This is a genomic window from Pseudonocardia charpentierae, assembly GCF_031845345.1.
Classification (GTDB): domain Bacteria; phylum Actinomycetota; class Actinomycetes; order Mycobacteriales; family Pseudonocardiaceae; genus Pseudonocardia; species Pseudonocardia charpentierae.
On sequence record NZ_JAVREJ010000008.1, the window covers coordinates 20843 to 43886 of the forward strand.

Consider the following 23044-nt stretch of genomic DNA (forward strand, 5'->3'; position numbering starts at 1 on the left):
CGAATGTCGCCGTGACCGAGAACCCTGTGCAGAACGTCACTTTTCCGAGCAACGGCAGCACCGCCCACGGCTACCTCGCCCTCCCGGAGTCCGGCAGCGGCCCCGGGCTGGTGGTCATCCAGGAGTGGTGGGGCCTCACCACCCACATCAAGGACGTCACGGACCGGTTCGCCGCCGAGGGCTTCGTCGCACTGGCTCCCGACCTGTTCGGCGGTGCCACGACCCACGACTCCGACGAGGCCGGCAGGCTGATGTCCGAGCTGCCGGTCGACAAGGCGGCCCAGGACCTCGCCGGGGCTGTCGACTTCCTGCTCGGGCACGCGGCCGTCACGTCGTCGAAGGTCGGCGCCGTCGGGTTCTGCATGGGCGGCGGGTTCGTGATCGTCCTCGCGGCCCAGCAAGGCGGCCGGATCGGCGCGGCGGTGCCGTTCTACGGCGTGCTCAAGGAGGACTACCCGGACCTGTCGGGGCTGACGGCGCCGGTGCTGGGCCACTTCGGCGAGGAGGACGGGTTCACGACACCCGAGGCGGCACGGGCGCTCGCGGACCGGATCGAGAAGGAGTCGGGCGTGACCCCGGAGTTGCACTTCTACCCGGCGGGCCACGCGTTCTTCAACGACGAGAACCTGCTGGGCACCCACGACCCGGAGCAGGCGAGGCTGGCGTGGAGCCGGACGGTGGAGTTCCTGCGGGCGAACCTGGGCTGAGCGGGCGCGAGTTTCGCAGCATGGTGGCTTTGCTGCACTCCGACCGCAGCAAAGCCACCATGCTGACGCTCCCGGCCACCCCCGCGGCGCGGGATCAGCTGCGGCGGGCCCGCATCAGCGCCGGGATCGCGGAGACCCCCGTCGTCGGGTGGAACGCCTCCGCCGCCGCCGTCAGCGCGCCGTACTCGTCGGGCGCCAGCCTGATCTCCGCCGCCGCGGCGTTGCTCTCCACCTGCGCGACGCTCGACGCGCCGGGGATCGCGACGACGTGCGGGTGGTGCACCGTCCACGCCAGCGCGATCTGCGCCGGGGTCACGTCGTGCGCCGCTGCGACCTCGCGCAGCACCGACAGCAGCGGCCCGGCGGCCCGGAGGTTCTCCGGCAGGAACATCGCGTTCGCGGCCCGCACCCGGTTCGTCGGGCGGTTGTCGGCGTCGTACCGCCCGGAGAGCAGCCCCTGAGCCAGCGGGCTGTAGGCCATGACGACGTGCCCGGTCCGCGCCGCCCACGGCAGCGTGTCCGTCATCGGGCCGCGGGAGACCAGGCTGAACTGCACCTGGTTGGTCAGCACGACCCCGCCGAGGTCGACCTCCGAGCGCTGCCAGCGGCGCAACGGGTAGTTCGAGACGCCGACCTGGTCGACGACACCGACGTCGCGCAGCGCCCGCATGCCGCGCATCGCCGTGGCGTCGCGGACCACCGGGTTCGGCCAGTGCAGCTGGTAGAGGTCGATCGTCTTCACCCCGAGTCGCTGCGCGCTGGCCACCCCGCGCTGCTGCACGACCGCCGCCGTCGGCACCACCGGGAACACCTTGGTCGCGATCACCACGTCGTCCGTGCCGCCGCTCGCCCGCAGCGCCTCGCCGAGGATCCGCTCGCTGCGCCCGAAGCCGTAGACCTCGGCGGTGTCGAACACGGTGATCCCCAGCTCGCGGGCGCGGCGGACGATCCGGCCCGCCTCGGCGTCGTCGTAGCCGCCGCCGTAGCCCCACTCCCTCGAGCCGAACTGCCAGGTGCCCAGCCCGATCACCGAGTACCGCTTCGCCGCTGGGATGTCGTCGACATAACGCATACCCCCGGTCTACACCGCACGGCACGACGGTGCAGAAATCGCCACGATCAGGACACGGCACGGCCCCTGGTCGTCCCGGATGCGGTTGACCGGGTACAACGTGCGGATGGCTTTCAGGTTGACGCCACATGAACGCGGCTTCTACCCGCTGTTCACCCGAGCTGCGGAGAACATCGCCGTCGCCGCGGACGAGCTGGCCAAGCTCGTCGCGACGGATCCGGCAGGCCGCCACACGCTCGCGGCGCGCGTCAAGGAGGCCGAACTCGCGGGCGACGAGGTCACCCACGAGATCATGGTCAAGATCAATACGACCTTCGTGACGCCGTTCGACCGCGAGGACATCTACCGGCTCGCCTCGGCGCTCGACGACGTCCTCGACGCGATCGAGGAAGCCGCCGACCGGATCGTGCTCTACCGGCTCGGCACGCTGCCCGACGGGATCGGCGCGCAGGTCGAGGTGCTGCAGCGGGCCGCCGCGGCGACGGCAGAGGCCATGCCGCGGCTGGAGAAGATGGCCGAGCTGCAGGAGTACTGGATCCAGGTCAACTCGCTGGAGAACGAGGCGGACGACATCTACCGGACGCTGCTGGGCGACCTGCTCGCCCCGCCCGAGGGCGCGCCTCCCGCAGACGTCCTCACGGTGCTCAAGACGAAGGAGGTGGTCGAGACCCTCGAGGAGGCCGCCGACGCCTTCGAGACGGTGGCCAACACCGTCGAGAGCATCGCCGTCAAGGAGGCCTGAGTGGAGTTCGCCGCGATCGTCGTGGTGATCATCGTCGCACTCGGCTTCGACTACACGAACGGCTTCCACGACGCGGCGAACGCGATCGCCACCTCGGTGTCGACGCGCGCCCTCGCCCCCCGCACCGCGCTGATCATGGCGGCGGTCATGAACCTGGTCGGCGCGTTCCTCGGCACCGCCGTCGCCACGACGGTCGGCAGCGGCATCATCGACGCCCCGGTGGGCATACCGGGGCTGGTGGTCGTGCTCGCGGCGCTGCTCGGTGCGATCTTCTGGAACCTCGTCACCTGGTACTTCGGCCTGCCCTCGTCGTCGTCGCACGCGTTGATCGGCGGCCTCGTCGGCGCCGGACTGGCGTCGGCGGGCACGGTGAAGTGGAGCGGCGTCCTCGACAAGGTGATCATCCCGATGGTGATCTCACCGATCGTCGGCTTCGTCCTCGCCGGGCTGGTCATGCTCGCCCTGCTGTGGATCTTCCGGAACGGCCGCCCGAGCCGGTTGAGCCGGGGCTTCCGCCACGCCCAGACGGTGTCCGCCGCGGCGATGGCGCTGGGGCACGGCCTGCAGGACGCGCAGAAGACGATGGGCGTGATCGTGCTGGCGCTGGTCGTCGGCGGCTTCCACCAGGGCTTCGAGGTGCCGTGGTGGGTGATCCTGCTGTCGGCGGGAGCGCTGTCGGCCGGAACGTACTCCGGCGGCTGGCGGATCATGCGCACGCTCGGGCGGCGGATCATCGACCTCGACCCGCCGCGCGGCTTCGCGGCGGAGGCCACCGCGTCGGCCGTGCTCTACACCACCGCGTTCGCCTTCGCGGCGCCGATCTCCACGACCCAGACGATCACCTCGTCGATCCTCGGGGTCGGCGCGACGAAGCGGCTGTCCGCGGTGCGCTGGGGGGTCGCGGGCAACATCGTCGTCGCGTGGGTGCTGACCATCCCGATGGCGGCGCTGGCCGCGGCGCTCGCCTTCTGGTTGATCCACCCGCTGGTCACCTGACCGTGCTGGCCTCCACCCGCCGCCGCTCGACGGCCACGTCGTACGACGGCGGCGGGTACTGCGGGGCCATCTCCTCCAGCGTCTCGGCCAGCAGGGCGGAGACGGCCCAGTTCCGGTACCACTTGCGGTCCGCGGGGACGATGTACCAGGGCGCGACGTCGCTGTCGGTCTCGCGCAGGGCGCCCGTGTAGGCGGCGCGGTAGTCGGCCCACCTGCCCCGGACGTCGACGTCGCCCGGGTTGTACTTCCACCGCTTCGCCGGGTCGTCGAGCCGGGCGAGCAGCCGCGCCTGCTGCTCCTCGGGCGAGATGTGCAGCATGCACTTGACGATCGCGACGCCCGCCGCCGCCAGTTCGCCCTCGAAGTCGCGGATCGCGCCGTACCGCGACCGCCACTCCAGCTCCGGGACCAGCCCGTTCACCCGCACCACGAGCACGTCCTCGTAGTGCGAGCGGTCGAACACGCCGATCATCCCCGCGGCGGGCACCTGCCGACGGATCCGCCACAGGAAGTCGTGGGCGAGTTCCTCGGACGTCGGCTTCTTGAACGACGCGATGTGCAGCCCCTGCGGGTTGATCAGGCCGGCCGCGTGCTCGATGACCCCGCCCTTGCCGGAGGTGTCCATGCCCTGCAGAACGAGGAGCACGGCGCGGTGGCCACCCCCGGCCGCCTCGGCGTACAGCGCCTCCTGCTGTGCGCCGAGCCGCTCGCCGAGCTCGGTCATCGCGTCGGCGGCCGCCTTCTTGTCGCGCGGGCCGACGGGCCGCCCGCGCGGGTCGACGGCCGTCAGGTCGAGGTCCTTCGGGGCGCGCAGCGCCTGCCGCAAGGTCCGGGTCGCGGTCACGGCGCGGAGGGTAGCCCGGCCGACCGACGATCCGGATGGTGGAATGGCCCCGTGCACCGCCTCTGGCCGCCGCCGTCCGCCACCGGCCTCGACGACGGGGCGCTCGACGACGCCGAACTCGACGCCACGCTCGCCGCCCACTACGCCTGGCCGGAGAAGCGCGCGGTGCCGTACGTGCGGGTCAACTTCGTGTCGAGCCTCGACGGGGCGGTGACGGTCGACGGGCAGTCCGGCGGGCTGGGGAACGCGGCCGACAAGAAGGTGTTCGACCTGCTCCGGGAGCTGGCGGAGGTGGTCCTCGTCGGCGCGGGCACGGTGCGCACGGAGAAGTACAACGGCGTGCAGCGGAACACGCGTGGCCGTGACACGCCGCCGCCGGTCGCCGTCGTCACCGGGTCGGCGGACCTCGAACCGACGAGCGCGCTGTTCAGCGACACCGTGGTGCCGCCGCTGATCCTGACGCTCGAGTCGGCGCCGGCCGACCGGCGGGGGGCGATCACCGAGGCGGGTGGGGAGGTCGTCGTCCTCCCCCGTTTGACCCCGGACGTCCTGCTCGCCGAGCTGGGCCGCCGCGGGCTGACCCGGGTGCTGTGCGAGGGCGGCCCGTCGCTCCTCGGCGCGCTCCATGCGGCCGACGCGGTGGACGAGCTGTGCCTCACGGTGGCGCCGCTGCTGGTGGGCGGCGAGGGGGGCCGCATCGCGCACGGCCCGTCGGGCCCCCCGCCACGGCGGATGACGCTGGTGGGCGCGTTGCACGCGGACGACGCCCTGCTCCTGCGCTACCGCCGCTCCCCCGACCCGACCGATGCCGCCGACGCCCCGCCTCCGGTGTGACGTGCCGCGAGTTGCGCGTTCCTGCCCGGCGAGTTGCACGTCCGCGTGCTGAGGACGTCGGATGAGTGATCCGGACCGTCGCCTCTCGCCGGAGCAGCGGGTCGCATTCCGGGCCTTCGTCCGCGACCACCATCCGGACCGGGGTGGTGATCCCGCTGTCTTCACCGCCGGCATGGACCGGTTCCGGATCGCGGACGCGGCCGACGCGGTCGGTACCGATGCCGGTCCGCCGGCGAATACCCACGATCCGATGTCGTTCCCCGTTCGCCTCGGGGTGGCGTTGATCCGCACCTGGCGGCGGCGACACGACCCGTCCTGACCCTTCGGTGCTCACCGCCGCCTCACCGCCCGACGAGCAGGGTGAGGAGAAGTGAACGGGATCGGGGACCGGGCGGAGGGGCACGTGCCGGAAGGGCGCGACGCGCAACTTGCCGGGGGGAGGCGGTCGGCCCGGGCGGTGATCGCCGGGCTCCTGCTCGCCGTCGCCACGCTGCTCGCGGGGTGCACGGTCGGGCCGTCGCAGCGGCCGCCCGTCGCCGTGCGCGGGGAGCACATGCCCGTGCCACCGGCCTCCGCACCGCCGCCCGTCGCCGCTCCGGTGCCGCTGCCCGTCCCGCAGCCCGGATTCCCGACGATCGAGTTCCGCGACTGCACCGGCACCCTCGCCACGGCCGTGCCCACTCCCGCCGACCGCGTCCTGCGCGTGGGCTGCGCCCTGCTCACCGTCGAGGCCGACCCGGCTCAGCCCGGGCTGAGCCGGACGCGGATCGGGCTGATGCGGGTCGGGCTCGCCGACGCGCCCGCCGACCGGCCGCCGCTGCTCGTCGTCGGCGACAGCGCCACCCGACCCTCCGCCACCGGCGCCGCGATCCTGGCCGGGCAGGTGCCCGTCGAGCTGCTGCAGCGCTACACGCTCGTCGGCATCGACCGCCGCGGGGCGGGCATCGACGACCTCGACTGCGGCCCCGCGGTCGCCCGCAGCGCCTTCGTCAACATCGACCCGGGCGGCGACGGCAGCCTCACCGCGCTCAACGCCCTGCTCGAGCAGGCACGACAGGTCGTCCAGGACTGCTATCTCGTCCATGCGGGAGCACTGAGCGGCTACCGCACCGCGTCCACGGCGTGGGACATCGAGCAGGCGCGGGCCGCGCTGGGTGTGACGCAGATGTCGGCGATCGGCGTCGGCGACGGCGCCACCGCCCTGAGCACCTGGGCCCGGACCCACCCCGCTGCCGCCGGTCGGCTCGTCCTCGACGGCCCGCCGAACGCCGCGCTGGACGAGCCCGACGCCGCCGAGGCCCGTGCGGCCGCCGCCGAGTCGGCGTTCGACGCCTTCGCCGCGGCCTGCGCCGCCGAACCCACCTGCCCGCTCGGCGCCGACCCCCGCGCAGCGGTCTCCGCCTTCGTCGGCCGCCTGCGCGCACAGCCGATCACCGCGACCGACGGTCGGCGGCTGACCGCGGGGATGACGGTCACGGCGCTCCTCACGGGGCTGAGCGAGCCGGCCGGGTGGCCGGACCTCGCCGCCGCGCTCGGCCAGGCGCAGAGCGGCGTTCCCGACGCGTTGATCAGCCGGCTGGTCCCCCTGGTCACGCGCGGCGGTGAGTTCGACATCGCGCTCGCGACCGACTGCAACGACGTGCAGCGGCGGATGACGCCCGCCGAGGTCGGCGACCTGACCCGCCGGTGGCGTACCGCCTATCCCCTGTTCGGGGCGACGATGGCGCAACGGCTGCTGGCCTGCGGGCCGTGGCCGACCGCCTCCCCGGCACCGGTGCCCGACCCCGGCACCCAGCTCCCCCCGGTCCTGGTGATCGGCACCGCGCACGATCCGCGGGGGCCGCTGGAGAACTCCCGCCGGGTGGCGAGCGAGACGCCGGGGGCGTTGTTCCTCAGCTGGCAGGGCGGCGGCACCGGTGCCTATCCGCGGACGCCGTGCGTCGTGGCCGCTGTCGGCACGGTCCTGGTCGCCGGGAGGTTGCCGCTCGACGGGACGCTCTGCCCGCCCTGAGACCGGCGCCCTGGCGTTCTACGACTCGGCGATCCCCAGCTCGCCGCACAGGGCGAGGAAGCTGCGGGCGAACGGCGAGTGCCCGACGACCTCGTGCAGCGCCGGCCAGTCGACCTGTTCCCGCAGCGCGCGGACGTGCGGGAACAGCCGCGCGAAATCGCAGTAGTGCTCGTTGAGCACGAGCAGCTTGGCGGCCAGTAGATCGGTGGCCGACTGGACGGGCATCACCACGGAGTCGACGCGCACCTCGTTGGCCGCGTCGAGTTGCTCGCGCGTGACCGGCCGCTCGGCGGGTCGGAAGATCAGGTCGACGAGCGCGTCGCCGTCGTAGACCTTGACCAGCCAGTCCTCCGGCGGCTCGACGACCCGCAGCCCTGCCGCGTCGAGCACCTGCAGGGCGTGCGGGACGTCGTCGGCGAGGAGCACGAAGTCGACGTCGTGCGACGGCTCCGGGCCGCCGCGGGCCCACGACGCGTAGCCGCCGCTGAGGGCGAAGGGCACGTTCGCGCCCTTGAGCGCGGTGGCGACCTTCTTCATGGCGACGCGCAGCGGCTGGTCGTCGTTCGGCGGGGCGCTCGCTCGGGCGGGACCGTCGTCGGGCACGAGAGATCTGCTACCCGATGACGGCCTCACCCAATCGGACAGACCCGGTCGGTCACACCGCGGGCAGCGGGGCGAGCCGGTCCGCCCCGAACGCCGGGTTCCAGGCCCGGATCTCGCGCTCGACGATCAACTCGAGCACGCGGAACGGGTCGTTCTCGAGCCATTCTTCGACCTGCTCGGCGGCGTCGGCCCGGAAGATCAGCAGGGCACCGGGGCCGCCGCCCTCGGCCAGGGGGCCGCTGATCACGAGGTGACCGGCCTCGTGCAGGGAGCGCAGGTGGTCGCGGTGTCGCGGGCGGTGCTCGTCGAGCGTGGCGGTGTCGTCGACGTAGCGGTAGATGACGGCGAACAGTGACATCGGTGTCCTTCCTCGGGCGAACTCTTCGGTACTCACGCGAGCATCCCGTCCTCGACCAGGACGTCGACGATCAGCCCGGACACGGCGGCGAACATGTCGCCGCCGGTCGAGGTGCCGCACCCGATGCGGCGGGCGGCCGCGACCAGCGGTGAGACGGCGGGCTTGGTGATGACGTCGCCGACGAACGCGTCCGGCCCGAGGCCCGCGACGTCGACCGGCAGCGGGTCGCCCTCGCGCATGCCCATGGGGGTGGCGTTGGCGACGATCCCGAAGCCGGCGGGGTCGGCCGGGCCGGAGGTGACCCGGTCTCCGAACCGGTCGCGCAGCCGCCCGGCCAGCGCGTCGAGCCGCGCGGGGTCGGCGTCGTGCAGGGTCAGCTCGGCGACGCCGGCGTCGAGCAGGGCCAGCGCGATCGCCGAGCCTGCTCCCCCGGCGCCGACCTGCAGGGCCCGCGCTCGCTCGGTCCTCGCTCCATTCGCGCGGCAGGCGGCGACGAACGCCGCGCCGTCGACCTGGTCGCCGTGCCAGGTGCCGTCGGGGTTGCGCCGGGCGACGTTGACCGAGCCGAGGAACGCGGCGCGGTCGGTGAGGGTGGCGCAGTGCGCGGCCAGGCCGAACTTGTGCGGGACCGTCGCGATCAGCCCGGCGACGTTGCGGACCGGGCCGAGGCCGCGGACGACCGTGTCCAGATTGTCGGATAACACGTGCATCGGGACGCACACGGCGTCGCGGCCGCGGGCGACGAGGGCGCGGGTGACCCCGTCGGGGCTCTTCACCTGCGCGATCGGGTCGCCCAGGATCGGGACGACGAGGGTCTCGCCGGACAGGACGGGGTAGCCCGTGGCGACGTCGGGGGTCATCGGTTCTCCTTCACACGACGAGGATGGACCGCAGGTGCCGCGGACTCGCGGGGACGAACGTGCCGACTCGCGGGAGGGGCGCGCCCGCGGCTCCCCGGGGGGTGGGAGCCGCGGGCGCTGTTGTCACCCGGACGGGAGGTGGTGGAGCGCTCAGGTCTTCGCCTGTGCGCTCTCCCGAGCCGGGTCGGCATGTTCAGCGGCTCGAAGGTCCTGGCACGACGGGCAGAGCCCCCAGAAGACGACCTCGGCCTCGTCGACGGCGAAACCGTGGGCCTGCGACGGGGCCAGGCAGGGCGCGGGGCCGACCGCACAGTCGACGTCCTGCGTGACGCCGCAACGGCGGCACACCACGTGATGGTGGTTGTCGGCCACCCGACGCTCGAAGCGGGCAGGGTGGCCCGCCGGCTCGATCCGGCGCACGAGACCGGCGTCGACGCAGGCGGCCAGCACGTCGTAGACGGCCTGGGTGGAGACGGTGCCGAGCTGGGCGCGCACGGCCGCACCGACGGCGTCGGCCGTCGAGTGGGGGTGCTCGGAGAGCCAGGTGAGCACCGCCCGGCGGGGTGCGGTGACCCGCAGACCGGCGCCACGGAGGGCGTCGACGGCCGGGTCGGCGCGGGGAGTGTCGGCAGGAGGCGTCATGGCTCCGCCGACACTGCCCCGCTTTCTGGAACCGGTCAAATTCTCGAACCGGCGCAGGCCGCCTCCACAGCGGTGATCGGGTTCCCGGCCCAGTGCGGTCGTTCGGGTGACCCCACGACGTAGGACAGCCTCACCTCATACTGGACGACGCCGCCCGCCCCTCGACCGGAAGGTCCCGCATGTGCCGAACGTCCGGGTCACCGCACCACCGTCGGGGCCGGGCATGACCTCGACGGTGACGGAGCGGGTCCCGGGCCGGGCGCCCGTCCGCGTCGGCCCCGTTTCCGGGGTGTGGCGGCCCCGCGTCGTCGCCGTACCGCTGGTCTCCCTCGGCCTCCTGGCCGTCGTCTCCGCCTTGAGCATCGGGCGGGGAGACGTCCAGATCCCCGTCGGCGACGTGCTCGCGGTGCTCGCCGGTGGCGGAGCGCGGGCGCAGCAGTTCGTCGTCCTCGAGCTGCGGCTCCCCCGGGTGGCGGTCGGCGCTCTGGTCGGTGCCGCACTCGGCGTGGCAGGGGCACTCACCCAGGCCGTCGCCCGCAACCCGCTGGCGAGCCCGGACGTCCTCGGCGTCACCGCGGGAGCCGGTGCCGCGGCGGTCGCGGTGATCGCGCTCGGCGGGACGTCGGGGGTGGTCGGGCCGCTGCTGGCCGGCATCGGCCTGCCCGTCGCGGCCGTGATCGGCGGCCTCGGCGCCGCCGCGCTGGCGTACGCGCTGGCGTGGCGGCACGGCCTCGACGGCTACCGGCTGGTGCTCGTCGGCATCGGGATCGACGCCGCCGCGACGGCGCTCATCGACTGGCTGCTGGTGATCACCAAGGTCCAGGACGCCGCACGGGCCACCGTGTGGTTGACGGGCAGCCTCAACGGGCGGGGGTGGGAGCAGGTCGTCCCGGTCGCGGTGGCCCTGGTCGTGCTGGTCCCTGCCGCGCTCCTGCTGAGTGCCCGGGTCGGCGTGCTGCAGCTGGGCGACGACTCGGCGCGCGGGCTCGGGCTGCGCGTGGACCGGACCCGGGCCGCGCTGGTCGTGCTCGCCGTCGCGCTCGCGGCGGTCGCGACGTCGGCGGCCGGGCCGATCGCGTTCGTCGCGCTCGTCGTCCCGCAGATCTGCCTGCGGCTCGCGCACACCGCACGGCCCCCGCTGCTCGCGTCGGCGATCGGCGGCGCGCTGCTGGTGGTCGCCGCCGACCTGGTGGCCCGCACCATGCTGCCGGTCGAGCTGCCGGTCGGGATCGTCATCGCCGTGCTCGGCGCGCCCTACCTGCTGTTCCTGCTGACCCGCCGCCGGTCGTGACCCCGCTCGCCGACTCGGCCGCACGTCTGGCCGAGGCGTTCGATCATCCTGTGCTATGCGGTATCCCCGGCCCCGGCTGGACCCGCTGTGCGGAGGTCGACGCGGCGTTCGTCACCCGCTGGGAGCACGCCGTCGCGGCTCAGCACGTGCACGAGTTCGGCCGCAGCCACCCGACGACGGCCACGGGCTACGTCCTGGGCTGGTACGCGGGCATACCTGCCGGGTTGGGCGGCGCGCTGTTCCGGCTGGCCCGGCGCGTCCCGCGGTTGGACCGGGCCGCCGTCGCGTTCCGGCTCTGCTCCGAGGCCTACCCGGACGCCTACGCGCTGCTCGACACCCGGTTCTGGTGCCTGCCGACCGATCCCGCCGCCGACCACCCCGACGCCACGGCCGTGCGGGACGAGGCCGAGCTCGCCGCGGTGCTGCGCGCCCAGGTGCGCGAGCACGCCGACACCTTCCTCGCGCAGCACCCGACGCGGGGACGACTGCCGCGGCGAGCCCTGCTGGGCGCGTTCACCGACGGCGTCGACACCGGGCTGCAGCTCGGCGGCGACGCCACGCCCGAGCGACTGCTGCCCGAGGCGGCGCTCGCCCTGCCGGCCGGGCCGTCTGTGCTGCCGGCGTCGACGCTGGAGGTGGTGGTCGACGGCCGGGGGCGGCGGCACGTCGACCGTCGCACGCTGTCGTGCTGCTACTACTTCAAGGTCGACCCGGGCGCGGGCCCGTGCGGAACCTGCCCGCGGGTCCCCGTCGACGAACGGCTGCGCCGGTTCACCGAGCTTCCGGACGAGCCGTCAGCGGGTCAGCACTGACAAGGAAGGACCCCGGTCGCGGGTCAGGAGGGACGGAAGCGGCGGGCGATGCCGGCGAGCGTCACGCCGGGGCGGTAGTGCTGCGTCAGGTACGCGTTCAGCACGATGTTCGCACCGGCCAGCACCGGCACGAGGTACTGCGCCACGCGCTGGCGACGCTGCCACACCGCGACCTCGGGGGGCGTCTGCGCGTTCGGGATCGTGGCGTCCTTCGTGTCGAACGCGTCGCCGCGCTCCTGCACCCGCTCCGTGAGCTGACCGATCCGGTTCCCGCTGAAGGCGGCGAAGCCGGTCGCCGCGGCGCCGGCCACCGCGACGGCCGCCTGCGCCGCGCCCGCCCGGCCGATCCCGTGCTGGACGGCGAGCCGTCCCTTGCTCTCCCAGGTCAGCCGCGAGCCGGCGATGAGCACGGCCCCGATCCCGACCCACTGCACCGGGGCGAAGCGGCGCCAGGCCGACTCGGCGACCCGGACCTTGTCGACCCCGTCGCGGAGATCCGCGCCCGACTTGTTCACCCCCGCCACGCCCATCACCGAACCCCCGAACCACACCGCGGCTCCCAGGTCGTGGATGGCCTGGGCGGCGACTCGGCTGTCGGCCGTACTGATGGCGTTCATGCGGTGCTCTCCTGTGTCGTCGATCGGCTGTCCGCGGCTTACCCCCGTCCGCCCACCTCACACCCGCCGCAGTTGTTAGGAGAGGCTTGCCTGTCTAACGTGTGCCGGGTTCGTCGCCCTTGACCGGAAGGACACCGATGCCCCGCGCAACCCCCGCTCGCCGATTGCGCTGGGGAGCGACCCTGGCCCTGGCCCTGGCCCTGGGGGCGACCGCCTGCGGCTCACCCGCGCCGTCGGCTACGGCCTCCGGGTCCGCGTCGGGCGCGCCGTCGGCCGCCGCGGGCGCGTACCCGGTGACGATTGAGCACAAGTACGGCAGCACCGAGATCACCGCCGAGCCGCAGCGCGTCGTGCTGGTGGGCCTCAACGAGCAGGACGCGATGCTCGCCCTCGGCACGGTCCCGGTCGCGACCAGCAACTTCCTCGACGTCGACGGCGGGATCTTCCCCTGGGCGGAGGCGGCGCTCGGCGGGGCACCCCAGCCCGTGCTGCTCGACCAGACCGACGGGATCCCCTACGAGAAGGTCGCCGAGCTGACCCCGGACCTGATCGTCGGGCTGTACTCGGGTCTGTCCGACGAGCAGTACGCGACGCTGTCCAAGATCGCCCCGGTCGTCGCGCAGCCGCCCGGGCAGAAGGACTACAGCGTCTCCTGGGAAGACACGACGCTGACGGTCGGGAAGATCCTCGGCAAGCCCGCGGAGGCGCAGAAGCTCGTCGACGACACCGAGGCCCGGCTCGCGCAGGAACGCTCCGCGCACCCCGAGTTCGCCGGGAAGTCCGGGGTCGGGGCGACGTTCTACGAGGGCTACTACTTCTACGGCGCCGAGGATCCGCGTGGCCGTCTGCTCGGCTCCCTCGGCTTCACCGTGCCGCCGGACCTCGCGCAGTTCATCGACTCCGACGGCTTCGGCGGCACCGTGCCGGCCGAGCGTGCGTCGGTCCTGGACACGGACGGGATCGTCTGGGTCGGCCCCGACACGTTGCGCGCGCAGCTGGCCGGCGATCCGGTCTACAGCCGGCTCGACGTGGCGACGCAGGGCCGCGCGGTGTTCCTGAACGAGAACGACACGCTGGGCAAGGCGTTCTCGTTCGTGACGCCGCTGAGCATCCCGTACCTGCTCGACGGGCTGGTCCCGCAGCTGTCGGCGGCGGTGGACGGCGACCCGGCCACCGCCGCAGCGTGACGCGTGTCGTGACTCTCCGCCCGGACGGCCTTGACGGCGTCAGCCTGCACCTCGGCTACCACGACCGTGCGGTGGTGCACGGCGCCGACATCAGGCTGCGGGCCGGGCGGATCACCGCACTGGTCGGCCCCAACGGCAGCGGCAAGTCCACCCTGCTGCGCGCGCTCGCGCGGCTGCACCGGCCGATCTCCGGCGAGCTGCGGCTCGAATCCGCAGGCCACGGCGTCGATGCGCTCGCCCTGAGCGCCCGCGAGTTCGCGCGCGAGGTGACGCTGCTGGCCCAGAGCCGCCCCACCCCGGCCGGGTTGTCGGTGCGCGACGTCGTCGGGTTCGGCAGGCACCCGCACCGCGGCCGCTGGCGCGAGGGCGACGCCGGCGGGCCGGCCGCGATCGCCCACGCCATGGCCCTGACCCGGATCGGCGACCTGGGCGACCGGCCGGTCGACGAGCTCTCGGGCGGCCAGCTGCAGCGGGTCTGGCTGGCCTGCTGCCTGGCCCAGGACACTGCCGTGCTGCTGCTCGACGAGCCCACGACGTTCCTCGACCTGCGATTCCAGGTCGAGCTGCTCGACCTCGTCCGCGACCTCGCCGAGGCCGGCGGCGTGGCGATCGGGCTGGTGCTGCACGACCTCGACCAGGCCGCCGCGGTCGCCGACGAGCTGGTGCTGCTCGACGAGGGCCGGATCCGCCGCCACGGACCGGCGGCCGAGGTGCTCGACGCCGAGCTGCTGACCGAGGTGTACGGCATCCGCGTCGAGGTGGACCACGACCCGAGAACCGGCGCCGTGCGCACCCGTCCGGTCGGCCGGCACGGCCCGCGCACGGCGACTACCCCACCGATCCCGATGTCAGGACCCCGATGAGAGGACCTCGATGACCTCCCGACCCCGCGCGCTGCGCACCGTCCTCGGCGCGGTCGCCGGCCTGCTCGTGCTCGCCGCTTGCGGCACCACCGAGCCGCCGGCCGCGCCCGCCCCGGCCGCCCCCGCCCCCACGACGGCCGCCGGACCTGTCAGCCTGACCGACTCGCGCGGCAAGCAGATCAACCTGCCGTCGCCGGCGCAGCGGGTGGTCGCGCTCGAGTGGAATGTCGCCGAGCACGCGGTCTCGCTCGGGGTCATGCCGGTCGGGGTCGCCGACGTCACCGGCTACGGAAACTGGGTCAAGGCCGAGCCGCTGGACGCCTCCGTCGCGGACGTCGGGGTGCGCGGTGAGCCCAGCATCGACTCGATCGCCGCGCTGCGCCCCGACCTGATCCTGGCGACCGACGAACTCCCGGACACGGCGGTCACGCAGATGGAGGCCTTCGCCCCGGTCGCGTTCGTGAAGGGCAACGACGCGAAGGACAGCATCGGCACGATGCGGCGCAACCTCGAGCTCGTCGCCCAGGCCACCGGCAAGGGGGCCGAGGCCTCGGCCCTGCTGTCCGGGTTCGACGCCTCACTGGCCGACGCCAAGACCAAGCTGGCGGCCAATGCGGGCCAGAGCTTCGTGTTCACCGACGCCTACGTCGAAGGCAGCCAGGTCTCGATCCGCCCGTACGCCAAGGGCTCGCTGATCTCCGACGTCACGGAGCAGCTCGGCCTGACCAACGCGTGGACCGAACCCGGCGACGACGTCTACGGCCTGGGTGAGACCGACGTCGAGGGGCTCACCGCGGTCGGTGGCACGGACCACTTCCTCTACATCGCCAACGCCGCCGACGGCGGCGACCCGTTCACCGACCAGCTGGCCGCCAACGCGGTGTGGAAGTCCCTGCCGGTGGTGCAGCAGGGCCGGGTCGAGCGGATGCCCGACGGCATCTGGATGTTCGGCGGCCCGACGTCGATGGAGCAGTACGTCGACGCCCTCGTAACCACGCTCGGCGCGTAGTCGCGCTCCGTGTCGCAGCTCACGGCGATCCCGCCGGTCGCCGCTCCCGCCCGGCGGCTCCGCGTGGCGTCCGTGGTGGTCGTCGGCCTGGTGGCGGCGGCACTGCTCGCGGCGGTGCACCTCACCCAGGGCACGGCGGACGTCGGCCTCGCTGACCTCGTCAGGCTGTTGCTCGACGGCTCCGGCACCGAGCAGGAGGTCGCGGTCGTCGTCGCCTCCCGCATGCCGCGCTTGCTCGCCGGCGTGCTGGTCGGGGTGGCGCTCGGGGTGTCCGGCGCGGCGCTGCAGTCGATCGCGCGCAACCCGCTCGCGTCGCCGGACACGCTCGGCGTCGACGCCGGCGCCTACCTGCTGCTGGTGCTGGCCATCGCGCTGCGGTGGACGCTGCCGCTGCCGTTCGCGGGAGGCCTGGCCTTCGTCGGCGGCCTGGCCGCTGCGGCACTGGTGCTCACCCTGGCCTCCGGCGCCGGATCCGGGCCGACCCGGCTGGTCCTCGCCGGCTCGGCCATCGCGATGGCGCTCGACTCGGTCACCGTGACGCTGCTCCTGCTGTTCCGGACCGAGACCAGCGGCCTGTTCGCCTGGGGCAGCGGCTCGCTGGCGCAGTACGGGCTGTCGTCGGTGACCTGGATGGGTCCGCTGGTGCTGCTGACGGCGGGAGCGTTGGTGGCACTGTCGGGCCGCCTCGACATCCACGGCCTCGGCGACGACGCCGCCGCGGTGCTCGGGGTGAACTCGCGGCGGCTCCGGCTCGTGGTGGTGCTCCTCGCCGTGCTGCTGGCCGCCGCGTCGGTGACCGTGGCGGGCCCGATCGGCTTCGTCGGGCTGGCCGCCCCGGCGATCGTGCGGCTCCTCGGGCCACGGATCCCGGGACTGCTCCGGCACCGGGTGCTGCTCCCCGTCTCGGCGCTCTCCGGGATCGTCGTGGTGCTCGGCGCAGACGTGCTGGTCCGGTTCGCGCTCGGCGCGCAGGTCGGCGGCGTCGAGGTGCCCACCGGAGTGGTGACGTCGCTGTTCGGCGCGGTCTTCCTGGTCGTGCTGGCGTGCCGCTACCGGAGCTCCGGCCCGGTGCGTCCGGCCCCGGTGGCGCGCTCCTCCCGGCTCCGCGGCCGTCGCGGCTTCGTGGTGGTTGCCGTCGTCGTGGCGGTGGCCGCCGGCGCGGCGGCGGTCAGCGGGCTGCTGCTCGGCGACGCCTGGCTGCTCACGGGCGACCTGGCCAACTGGGTCGCCGGCCGCTCGGGACCGATCGTCACCAACGTCTTGGACGCCCGGGTCCCCCGCGTGCTCGCCGCACTGGTCGCCGGCGCCGCCCTCGCCGTGGCCGGCGCGATCATCCAGGCGGGCTGCCGCAACCCGCTGGCCGAGCCGGGCATCCTCGGTGTGACCAGCGGCGCCGGCCTCGGCGCCGTCCTCGTCCTCACGCTCGTCCCGACCGCCGGCACCTGGCCGATCACCGGGGCCGCCTTCGCCGGAGCCATGGTGGCGTCGGTGGTCGTGTTCGGGCTCGCGGCGCGCGGCGGGCTGGAGTCGGACCGGCTGGTGCTGATCGGGGTGGGGGTGGCGGCCGCGGCGGACGCGCTGATCACCGTGGTGATCGTGCTGACCGACCCGTGGAGCATCGCGAAGGCGCTGACGTGGCTGTCCGGGTCGACCTACCGGCGGACGCTGCCGCTGGTCGTCCCGGCGACGACGGTCCTGCTGCTGTCCGTGCCGCTGCTCGGGGGCGCGCACCGCACGCTGGACCTGCTGGCCGTCGACGACGACACCCCGCGCCTCGTCGGGGTTCGGCTCGACCGCGCCCGGCCGCTGCTGCTCGGCGTGGCGTGCCTGCTGACCGCGACGGCGGTGTCGGCGGTCGGCGTGATCTCGTTCGTCGGGCTGGTCGCCCCGCACGCCGCACGTGCGCTGGTCGGGGCCCGGCACGCCCGGATGCTCCCGGTGGCGGCGCTGCTCGGCGCGCTGCTGGTGTCGGCGGCCGACACTCTGGGGCGCACGGTGATCGCGCCGGGGCAGCTGCCGGCCGGGCTGCTGGCGGCGCTGGTGGGCACGCCGTACTTCGTGTGGCTGCTGTGGCGGTCGCGCTCGGTGGACTGACCCCTCAGACCGACGCCTTCGACTGCTCCACCGCCAGCGCGTCCACGAGGTCGTTCATCGGGTCGCCCGAGTGGCCCTTCACCCAGCGGAACGACACGTCGCCGCGCTCGTTCACCAGCGTGATCAGCGGCTCCCACAGATCGCGGCTGACCACGGGCTTCTTCGCGCTCGTCATCCAGCCACGCGCGATCCAGCCCTTCCACCAGCCGTCGCGGAAACAGTTGACGACGTAGGTCGAGTCGCTGACGACGACCAGCGGCCCGGGCAGCGCCCGCACCGCCTCCAGCGCCGCGCGGATCTCCATGCGCTGGTTGGTGGTCAGCGCCTCGCCGCCGCTGTCCTGCCGACCGTCCTTCGTCGCCCACGCCCAGCCGCCGGGGCCCGGGTTGCCCGAGCACGCGCCGTCCGTCCACACCTCGAGCGCGCCGTCGACGGCGGGCATGTCCGGGCGCGGTGCGGGGCGGGTCGGCCGGGCGGCCACCGGCTTGGGCTGCACAGACCCCGACGGGGCCGACTCCGCGCATGGCACATGCGCCCATCCACTGCCCGACTTCGCGATCTCCTCACCGGGCCGGACGGGCGAGGCGCAGACCGCGCAGGTGGTGGCGTACTTGGCGGTCATCGGCACGCGGAGGACTCTATCGACCGCCTCCGCGCGCCCCGACGTCGGCGAGCGGGTCGCCAGTCGGGCCCGAACCCGACTCATGACCCGCTCGCGGAACGAGCGAACGGCACGGCAGGAGCGGACCGATGTGCTCTCGCGCTGGAGGGCCCCCGGAACCGGGCATTGCGCTGCACGAACGTGGTGGCGTACGGCTCCGCCGCAGCGATGATCGACAGGGTGCGCGTTAACCTGGGCCCGTGGCCGACCCCCGCCCGGAGCGCTCGTCCCGGTTCGACGACGACCTGCTCGGCCTGGACCCCGACGACCCCGAGGCTCAGGCGTTCGCCGCCCATCTGGATCGCATGCAGCGCCAGGGGCCGGCCTACACCGTCGAGGGCTATCTCGACGGCGTGCGCACGTTCGCCGACTCCGTGAACCGCGCGGAGGGCGGCCGGTGGTGGGCGGCCGTGGTGCTGGTCGGGCTGCTGCTGGCCGTCGCCGGGTACGTGGTGTACGACGCGGTGCTCTTCGTCGTGGGCACCTGGCTGTGACTCGACCTACTGTGGAGTCATGGAGACCGAGAGCGCCCCGAAGGTCGTCAAGAGCGACGCCGAGTGGCGCGCCGAGCTGACCCCCGCCGAGTACCAGGTTCTGCGCCGGGCCGGCACCGAGCGCCCGTTCGCGGGCGAGTACACCGACACCAAGACCGAGGGCGTCTACGCCTGCCGCGCCTGTGGCGCGGAACTGTTCCGCAGCGACGCGAAGTTCGAGTCGCACTGCGGCTGGCCGTCGTTCTTCACCCCCCTGGCGGGCGACGCCGTGATCGAGCGGGTCGACACCTCGATGGGGATGCGGCGCGTGGAGGTGGTCTGCGCGACCTGCCACAGCCACCTCGGGCACGTGTTCGAGGGCGAGGGCTACGCGACGCCGACGGACCTGCGGTACTGCATCAACTCGATCTCGATGCGGCTGGTGCCCACGCAGGACTGACCCTCCGTCGTCGCCAGGCGGCCACATCCGTCACGCAGAGACCGCTCACCGCGGCTTTTCGTCAATTCGGACGAGAAGGTCTCGCGGCACGCCACACGTTCCGATAACGTTTCCGCAACGGGCCGTCACAACGCCCGTGTCACTTCACTTATGGGTGACAACAGACAGTGCTTCGACGGACGGGACGAGCTGGCGGTGTCGAACGAGCCGTTGCGGCAGCTGGTCGCACGACACCCGATCGGGCGTACAGCGGCGAGTCGTGCAGTGACACCGCGTGCCGATCGATGATCATGTTCCCAGGTCGGGGGATGGAGGATCCACGGTGAAGAACACCGAAGTAACGCAGCGCACGGATTCAGGTGGCCACGCCGTCGCGCAGGTCGTGTTCGCGCCCGGCTGTCCCCTGGCCGGCGGGATGATGCGATGAACGACGCGTCGACGCTGCAGATGGTGGCGATGATCGTCGCCGGCTACACGGTCGTGACCATCCCTCTCATGCTCGCGACGGGGCGCATCCTGCGCATCCGGTCGCAGCACATCCCGGTCCCGGAGCACGGCGCGGACGTCTACGTGGCCGCGCCGCAGCGCACCGAGCTGTCGTAGCCGGTCGCCCGCGCCGCTACGGCAGGGTCGCGGCCAGGTCGCCGACCTGGACCCGCGGTCCGGTGAAGAACGGGATCTCCTCGCGGACGTGTCGGCGCGCCTCGGTGGCGCGCAGGTCGCGCATCAGGTCGACGATGCGGTGCAGCTCGTCCGCCTCGAAGGCGAGGATCCACTCGTAGTCGCCCAGAGCGAACGACGAAACGGTGTTCGCGCGCACGTCCGGGTAGCCGCGGGCGGCCTTGCCGTGATCGGCGAGCATCGTGCGGCGCTCGGCGTCGGGCAGCAGGTACCAGTCGTACGAGCGGACGAACGGGTAGACGCAGACGTAGCGCCGCGGCTCCTCGCCCGCGAGGAACGCCGGCACGTGGCTCTTGTTGAACTCGGCAGGCCGGTGCAGCGCGGCCTGGCTCCACACCGGCACGCTGGCGCGGCCGATCGCGGTGGTCCGGCGCCAGTCGGCGTAGGCCGCCTGGAGCGATTCGATCTCCTCGGCGTGCCACCAGATCAGGTAGTCGGCGTCGGCGCGCATGCCGGCGAGGTCGTACACGCCGCGGACGACCACGCCCTTGCCCTCCAGCGCCTCGACGAACTCCGCGGCCTGTGCCGCGGCCGCACTCCGGTCGTCGCCGAGCCGCCCCGGCTCCACCCGGAACACCGACCACATCGTGTAGCGGACGGTCGAGTTCAGTGCGGAGTAGTCGAGGCGAGCCATGCGGCCATTCTATTGGCTCTGTTGACTCAGGCTCGGCCTCAGCGCGCGGTCGCGGCCACCAGCTGCTCCGCCACCCGCTCCGCCGCCGCCCGCGCCGTCCCCACACACGCCGGCACCCCGACGCCGTGCAACGCCGCCCCGGCCACCGCCAGGCCCGGCACGCAGGCGACCGCGTCGTCGATCGCGCCTACCCGGTCGACGTGCCCGACCCCGTACTGCGGCAGGCCCCCACCCCACCGCTGCACGTGCACCGCGACCGGGGCCGCGGTGATGCCGGCCAGCGTCGCGAGATCGGCGCGGGCGCGGGCGACCAGCTCGGCGTCGTCGACCTGCAACGTCGCCTCCTCGCCGTACCGGCCCACCGATGCGCGCAGCCGCACCAGGCCGTCGGTCGCCGACGCCGTGAGGTGCGGCCACTTGCGCGACGAGTGCGTCGCCGCCTTGATCGACACCGGCTCACCCGCCGCGACCAGCACGCCGGACGTCGCCGGCAGCCGCGTCGCGTCGCCCTCCGGGTAGGCCAGCGCGACGACGACGGACGACGCCAGTTCGATCTCCCCCGCCGCGGTTGCGGCGGTGGGCACGACGTCCGCCAGCAGCCGCGCGACCGCGGGAGCGGGTACGGCGAGCACCACGGCGTCGACGTCGAGGGCACCCTGGTCCGGACCGAGGACGAGCCGCCATCCGTCGGCGAGCCTGTTCAGGGCGCGGACCGTGGTCGACAACCGGACGTCCACGCCGGTCGCGAGGGCGTCGACGAGCACGGCGTAGCCACCGCGCAAGGCCCCGAACACGGGCGGCTGTGCAGGAACGGGCAACTCACCGTGCACAGACGCAGAACTCGCGTGCACAGACGCTGGACTCGCGGGGGGTGGGGCGGTGGCCCGGTCGGCGGCCGCGGTCACCGAGGAAGCACCCGCATCCAGGGCGACGGCGAGTGCGGGCACCGTCGCCCGCAGTCCCAGCGCATCCACCCGGCCCGCGTAGACGCCGCCGAGCAACGGGTCGGCCAGCCGGTCGGCCAGCTCGTCGCCGAAGCGGTCCCGCAGCAACCCGCCGAGTGCGACGTCTCCCCCGGGCGCCCAGTCGATCGGCCGGTCGCGTTCGGCCCTCGCCGCCGCCGTTCCTGCCGCAGACAGGACACCGTCGAGCCGGGCGGCGCTCGTCGGGACGCCCAGCAGCGTGCCGGTCGGCAGCGGAACCGTGACGCCACCTGCCCGCACGGAGGCCGCCGCACCGGCCGGGTGCACCACCTCGCCGGCCAGCCCCAGATCGTCGAGCAGCTCGCGCAGCTCGGGCCGCCGCCACAGGAACGCCTCGGCGCCCACGTCGTAGGGCACGCCCGCGAGGTCCACCGTCCGTAGCACACCGCCGACGCGGTCGCGCTGCTCGAGGACGACGACCTCAGCGGCCGGCCCGAGCAGCGTCCGGAGCCGGTGCGCGGCGGTCAGACCCGAGATCCCACCGCCGACGACCGCGACCCGCGGAGAGCTCACGGCTCCAGGCCGTGCACCAGCTCGACGAGCCGGGTGAGGACGTCCGGGTCCGTTCCCGGCAGCACTCCGTGCCCCAGGTTGAACACGTGCCCGGGCGCGCCCCGGCCCTCGGCGACGATGCGGAGCGCCTCGTCCTCGACCGTCGCCGCACCGGCGAACAGCACCGCCGGGTCCAGGTTGCCCTGCAGGGCGACGCGTCCGCCGGTCCGTCGGGCGGCGTCGTGCAGTGGCACCCGCCAGTCGACCCCGACGACGTCCGCGCCCGCCTCGGCCATCGCGCCGAGCAGCTCCCCGGTGCCGACACCGAAGTGGATCCGCGGCACACCGGCGTCGGCCAGCCCGGCGAGCACGCGGGCCGAGTGCGGCAGGACGTACTCGCGGTAGTCGCGCAGCGAGAGCGCGCCCGCCCACGAGTCGAACAGCTGCACGGCGTCCACCCCGGCGTCGACCTGCGCCCGCAGGAACGTCGTCGTGATGGCGGCGAGCCTGCCCATCAGGGCGTGCCACACCTGCGGTGCGGAGTGCATGAGCGCCTTGGTGCGCTCGTGGTTGCGGCTCGGGCCGCCCTCGACGAGGTAGGAGGCGAGCGTGAACGGGGCGCCGGCGAAGCCGATGAGCGGCGTGGGACCCAGCTCGCGCAGCAGCAGACCGACCGCGTCGGCCACTGGGGCGACCTGGTCGGCGTCCAGGGTGGGCAGCCGATCGACGTCGGCCGCGGTGCGCACCGGCGAGGCGACGACCGGCCCTGTGCCGAGCACGATGTCGACGTCGATCCCGGCCGCGAACAACGGCACGACGATGTCGCTGAACAGGATCGCCGCGTCCACCCCGTGCCTGCGGACCGGCTGCATCGTGATCTCGCACGCGAGCTCGGGCGTCAGGCAGGCGGCGAGCATGCCGGTGTCCGCCCGCAGCGCCCGGTACTCGGGCAGCGACCGCCCCGCCTGGCGCATGAACCACACCGGCACGTGCGCCGGACGTCCACCGCGGGCGGCGACGAGGAAGGGGGCATCACGCAGCTCGCGGCGCGCCCGGGTCACGGGCGGTACGACCGCGGCGGGTGAGGTGACCGGCTGGACGACCATGACCTGTCCATG

Annotated in this window: 26 protein-coding genes; 15 read left to right on the forward strand and 11 right to left on the reverse strand. The window is 73.8% G+C overall.

The annotated features are described in order from the left end of the window. Positions 1-11 precede the first annotated feature (11 nt). Positions 12-707 carry a dienelactone hydrolase family protein gene (locus tag RM445_RS13230; RefSeq protein ID WP_311556519.1) on the forward strand — a complete coding sequence of 232 codons (696 nt, stop codon included), beginning with the start codon at positions 12-14 and terminating at the stop codon, positions 705-707. Positions 708-801: 94 nt separating this feature from the next. On the opposite strand, the gene RM445_RS13235 is transcribed toward RM445_RS13230, so the two are convergent. After that, positions 802-1779: an aldo/keto reductase gene (locus RM445_RS13235; RefSeq protein ID WP_311556520.1), complete on the reverse strand. Its 978-nt coding sequence runs from the start codon at positions 1777-1779 to the stop codon at positions 802-804. 106 nt (positions 1780-1885) lie between these two features. Here RM445_RS13235 and RM445_RS13240 point away from each other — a divergent pair, with 106 nt between their 5' ends. Together RM445_RS13240 and RM445_RS13245 are read left to right on the forward strand one after the other, a co-directional pair. After that, positions 1886-2521: a DUF47 domain-containing protein gene (locus RM445_RS13240; protein ID WP_311556521.1), complete on the forward strand. Its 636-nt coding sequence runs from the start codon at positions 1886-1888 to the stop codon at positions 2519-2521. Next, a complete protein-coding gene (locus RM445_RS13245; RefSeq protein WP_311556522.1) occupies positions 2522-3517 on the forward strand; it encodes an inorganic phosphate transporter in 996 nt (331 codons plus the stop codon). Here the strand turns inward: RM445_RS13245 and RM445_RS13250 are convergent. Next, entirely contained in the window at positions 3510-4361 is an 852-nt protein-coding gene (locus RM445_RS13250) for a PPK2 family polyphosphate kinase (RefSeq protein WP_311556523.1), read from the reverse strand. The genes RM445_RS13245 and RM445_RS13250 overlap by 8 nt on opposite strands. 51 nt (positions 4362-4412) lie before the next feature. On the opposite strand from RM445_RS13250, the gene RM445_RS13255 reads away from it, so the two are divergent. The 3 genes from RM445_RS13255 to RM445_RS13265 all read left to right on the forward strand — a co-directional run bounded on the left by RM445_RS13255 (position 4413) and on the right by RM445_RS13265 (position 7206). Then, positions 4413-5195 carry a pyrimidine reductase family protein gene (locus tag RM445_RS13255; protein WP_311556524.1) on the forward strand — a complete coding sequence of 261 codons (783 nt, stop codon included), beginning with the start codon at positions 4413-4415 and terminating at the stop codon, positions 5193-5195. A gap of 61 nt (positions 5196-5256) precedes the next feature. Next, the gene (locus tag RM445_RS13260) at positions 5257-5514 is read left to right on the forward strand and encodes a hypothetical protein (protein ID WP_311556525.1); all 258 of its coding nucleotides are present in this window, start codon (positions 5257-5259) and stop codon (positions 5512-5514) included. 51 nt (positions 5515-5565) lie between these two features. Beyond that, the gene (locus tag RM445_RS13265) at positions 5566-7206 is read left to right on the forward strand and encodes an alpha/beta fold hydrolase (RefSeq protein ID WP_311556526.1); all 1641 of its coding nucleotides are present in this window, start codon (positions 5566-5568) and stop codon (positions 7204-7206) included. 18 nt (positions 7207-7224) lie between these two features. Here RM445_RS13265 and RM445_RS13270 read toward each other — a convergent pair whose 3' ends face one another. The 4 genes from RM445_RS13270 to RM445_RS13285 all read right to left on the reverse strand — a co-directional run bounded on the left by RM445_RS13270 (position 7225) and on the right by RM445_RS13285 (position 9669). Beyond that, on the reverse strand, positions 7225-7809 hold the full coding sequence (locus RM445_RS13270; RefSeq protein WP_311556527.1) for a nucleotidyltransferase family protein: 585 nt from the start codon (positions 7807-7809) through the stop codon (positions 7225-7227). 52 nt (positions 7810-7861) lie between these two features. Further along, a complete protein-coding gene (locus RM445_RS13275) occupies positions 7862-8167 on the reverse strand; it encodes a YciI family protein (protein WP_311556528.1) in 306 nt (101 codons plus the stop codon). 32 nt (positions 8168-8199) lie between these two features. Next, on the reverse strand, positions 8200-9027 hold the full coding sequence (locus RM445_RS13280; protein ID WP_311556529.1) for a shikimate dehydrogenase family protein: 828 nt from the start codon (positions 9025-9027) through the stop codon (positions 8200-8202). Positions 9028-9177: 150 nt separating this feature from the next. Continuing rightward, on the reverse strand, positions 9178-9669 hold the full coding sequence (locus RM445_RS13285; protein WP_311556530.1) for a Fur family transcriptional regulator: 492 nt from the start codon (positions 9667-9669) through the stop codon (positions 9178-9180). 181 nt (positions 9670-9850) lie between these two features. On the opposite strand from RM445_RS13285, the gene RM445_RS13290 reads away from it, so the two are divergent. After that, positions 9851-10960, forward strand: coding sequence for a FecCD family ABC transporter permease (locus tag RM445_RS13290; protein WP_311556531.1), 1110 nt, complete (start codon positions 9851-9853; stop codon positions 10958-10960). Further along, on the forward strand, positions 10957-11772 hold the full coding sequence (locus RM445_RS13295; RefSeq protein ID WP_311556532.1) for a (2Fe-2S)-binding protein: 816 nt from the start codon (positions 10957-10959) through the stop codon (positions 11770-11772). The genes RM445_RS13290 and RM445_RS13295 overlap by 4 nt, the downstream gene beginning before the upstream one ends. A 23-nt stretch (positions 11773-11795) precedes the next feature. Here the strand turns inward: RM445_RS13295 and RM445_RS13300 are convergent, their stop codons facing one another. Next, positions 11796-12389: a hypothetical protein gene (locus RM445_RS13300; protein ID WP_311556533.1), complete on the reverse strand. Its 594-nt coding sequence runs from the start codon at positions 12387-12389 to the stop codon at positions 11796-11798. A 137-nt stretch (positions 12390-12526) separates the two neighbouring features. On the opposite strand from RM445_RS13300, the gene RM445_RS13305 reads away from it, so the two are divergent. From RM445_RS13305 to RM445_RS13320, 4 genes are read left to right on the forward strand one after another with little or no spacing between them, the layout of a single operon-like run. Beyond that, a complete protein-coding gene (locus RM445_RS13305) occupies positions 12527-13576 on the forward strand; it encodes an iron-siderophore ABC transporter substrate-binding protein (RefSeq protein ID WP_311556534.1) in 1050 nt (349 codons plus the stop codon). Beyond that, a complete protein-coding gene (locus RM445_RS13310; RefSeq protein WP_311556535.1) occupies positions 13573-14439 on the forward strand; it encodes an ABC transporter ATP-binding protein in 867 nt (288 codons plus the stop codon). The genes RM445_RS13305 and RM445_RS13310 overlap by 4 nt, the downstream gene beginning before the upstream one ends. A gap of 10 nt (positions 14440-14449) precedes the next feature. Continuing rightward, positions 14450-15448, forward strand: a complete 999-nt coding sequence (locus tag RM445_RS13315; protein WP_311556536.1) for an iron-siderophore ABC transporter substrate-binding protein — start codon at positions 14450-14452, stop codon at positions 15446-15448. Positions 15449-15457: 9 nt separating this feature from the next. Continuing rightward, positions 15458-17542, forward strand: coding sequence for an iron ABC transporter permease (locus tag RM445_RS13320; protein WP_311556537.1), 2085 nt, complete (start codon positions 15458-15460; stop codon positions 17540-17542). A 4-nt stretch (positions 17543-17546) separates the two neighbouring features. On the opposite strand, the gene RM445_RS13325 is transcribed toward RM445_RS13320, so the two are convergent. Then, positions 17547-18164, reverse strand: a complete 618-nt coding sequence (locus RM445_RS13325) for a ribonuclease H family protein (RefSeq protein WP_311556716.1) — start codon at positions 18162-18164, stop codon at positions 17547-17549. Between the two features lie 239 nt (positions 18165-18403). On the opposite strand from RM445_RS13325, the gene RM445_RS13330 reads away from it, so the two are divergent. The 3 genes from RM445_RS13330 to RM445_RS13340 all read left to right on the forward strand — a co-directional run bounded on the left by RM445_RS13330 (position 18404) and on the right by RM445_RS13340 (position 19739). Further along, complete coding sequence (locus RM445_RS13330) at positions 18404-18697, forward strand: hypothetical protein (RefSeq protein ID WP_311556538.1); 294 nt, start codon at positions 18404-18406, stop codon at positions 18695-18697. Positions 18698-18716: 19 nt separating this feature from the next. Continuing rightward, entirely contained in the window at positions 18717-19136 is a 420-nt protein-coding gene (msrB, locus tag RM445_RS13335; RefSeq protein ID WP_311556539.1) for a peptide-methionine (R)-S-oxide reductase MsrB, read from the forward strand. Positions 19137-19559: 423 nt separating this feature from the next. Next, positions 19560-19739 carry a hypothetical protein gene (locus tag RM445_RS13340; protein ID WP_311556540.1) on the forward strand — a complete coding sequence of 60 codons (180 nt, stop codon included), beginning with the start codon at positions 19560-19562 and terminating at the stop codon, positions 19737-19739. A 16-nt stretch (positions 19740-19755) separates the two neighbouring features. Here RM445_RS13340 and hemQ read toward each other — a convergent pair whose 3' ends face one another. Genes hemQ through hemE form a run of 3 tightly spaced genes read right to left on the reverse strand, consistent with a single transcriptional unit; the run spans position 19756 to position 23032 of the window. After that, on the reverse strand, positions 19756-20451 hold the full coding sequence (gene hemQ, locus RM445_RS13345; RefSeq protein WP_311556541.1) for a hydrogen peroxide-dependent heme synthase: 696 nt from the start codon (positions 20449-20451) through the stop codon (positions 19756-19758). 38 nt (positions 20452-20489) lie between these two features. Next, a complete protein-coding gene (gene hemG / locus RM445_RS13350) occupies positions 20490-21947 on the reverse strand; it encodes a protoporphyrinogen oxidase (RefSeq protein WP_311556542.1) in 1458 nt (485 codons plus the stop codon). Next, the gene (gene hemE / locus RM445_RS13355) at positions 21944-23032 is read right to left on the reverse strand and encodes a uroporphyrinogen decarboxylase (RefSeq protein WP_311556543.1); all 1089 of its coding nucleotides are present in this window, start codon (positions 23030-23032) and stop codon (positions 21944-21946) included. Before hemE ends, hemG begins: the two co-directional genes overlap by 4 nt. Positions 23033-23044 lie beyond the last annotated feature (12 nt).

Bases quoted from the DNA above. Each gene is read 5' to 3' on its own strand.
- hemQ (WP_311556541.1), bottom strand. From the start codon at position 20,451: ATGGCTCGCCTCGACTACTCCGCACTGAACTCGACCGTCCGCTACACG.
- RM445_RS13305 (WP_311556534.1), top strand. From the start codon at position 12,527: ATGCCCCGCGCAACCCCCGCTCGCCGATTGCGCTGGGGAGCGACCCTG.
- RM445_RS13240 (WP_311556521.1), top strand. From the start codon at position 1,886: ATGGCTTTCAGGTTGACGCCACATGAACGCGGCTTCTACCCGCTGTTC.
- RM445_RS13260 (WP_311556525.1), top strand. From the start codon at position 5,257: ATGAGTGATCCGGACCGTCGCCTCTCGCCGGAGCAGCGGGTCGCATTC.
- RM445_RS13285 (WP_311556530.1), bottom strand. From the start codon at position 9,669: ATGACGCCTCCTGCCGACACTCCCCGCGCCGACCCGGCCGTCGACGCC.
- RM445_RS13315 (WP_311556536.1), top strand. From the start codon at position 14,450: ATGACCTCCCGACCCCGCGCGCTGCGCACCGTCCTCGGCGCGGTCGCC.
- RM445_RS13280 (WP_311556529.1), bottom strand. From the start codon at position 9,027: ATGACCCCCGACGTCGCCACGGGCTACCCCGTCCTGTCCGGCGAGACC.
- hemE (WP_311556543.1), bottom strand. From the start codon at position 23,032: ATGGTCGTCCAGCCGGTCACCTCACCCGCCGCGGTCGTACCGCCCGTG.
- RM445_RS13235 (WP_311556520.1), bottom strand. From the start codon at position 1,779: ATGCGTTATGTCGACGACATCCCAGCGGCGAAGCGGTACTCGGTGATC.
- RM445_RS13275 (WP_311556528.1), bottom strand. From the start codon at position 8,167: ATGTCACTGTTCGCCGTCATCTACCGCTACGTCGACGACACCGCCACG.
- msrB (WP_311556539.1), top strand. From the start codon at position 18,717: ATGGAGACCGAGAGCGCCCCGAAGGTCGTCAAGAGCGACGCCGAGTGG.
- RM445_RS13340 (WP_311556540.1), top strand. From the start codon at position 19,560: ATGAACGACGCGTCGACGCTGCAGATGGTGGCGATGATCGTCGCCGGC.
- RM445_RS13325 (WP_311556716.1), bottom strand. From the start codon at position 18,164: ATGACCGCCAAGTACGCCACCACCTGCGCGGTCTGCGCCTCGCCCGTC.
- RM445_RS13300 (WP_311556533.1), bottom strand. From the start codon at position 12,389: ATGAACGCCATCAGTACGGCCGACAGCCGAGTCGCCGCCCAGGCCATC.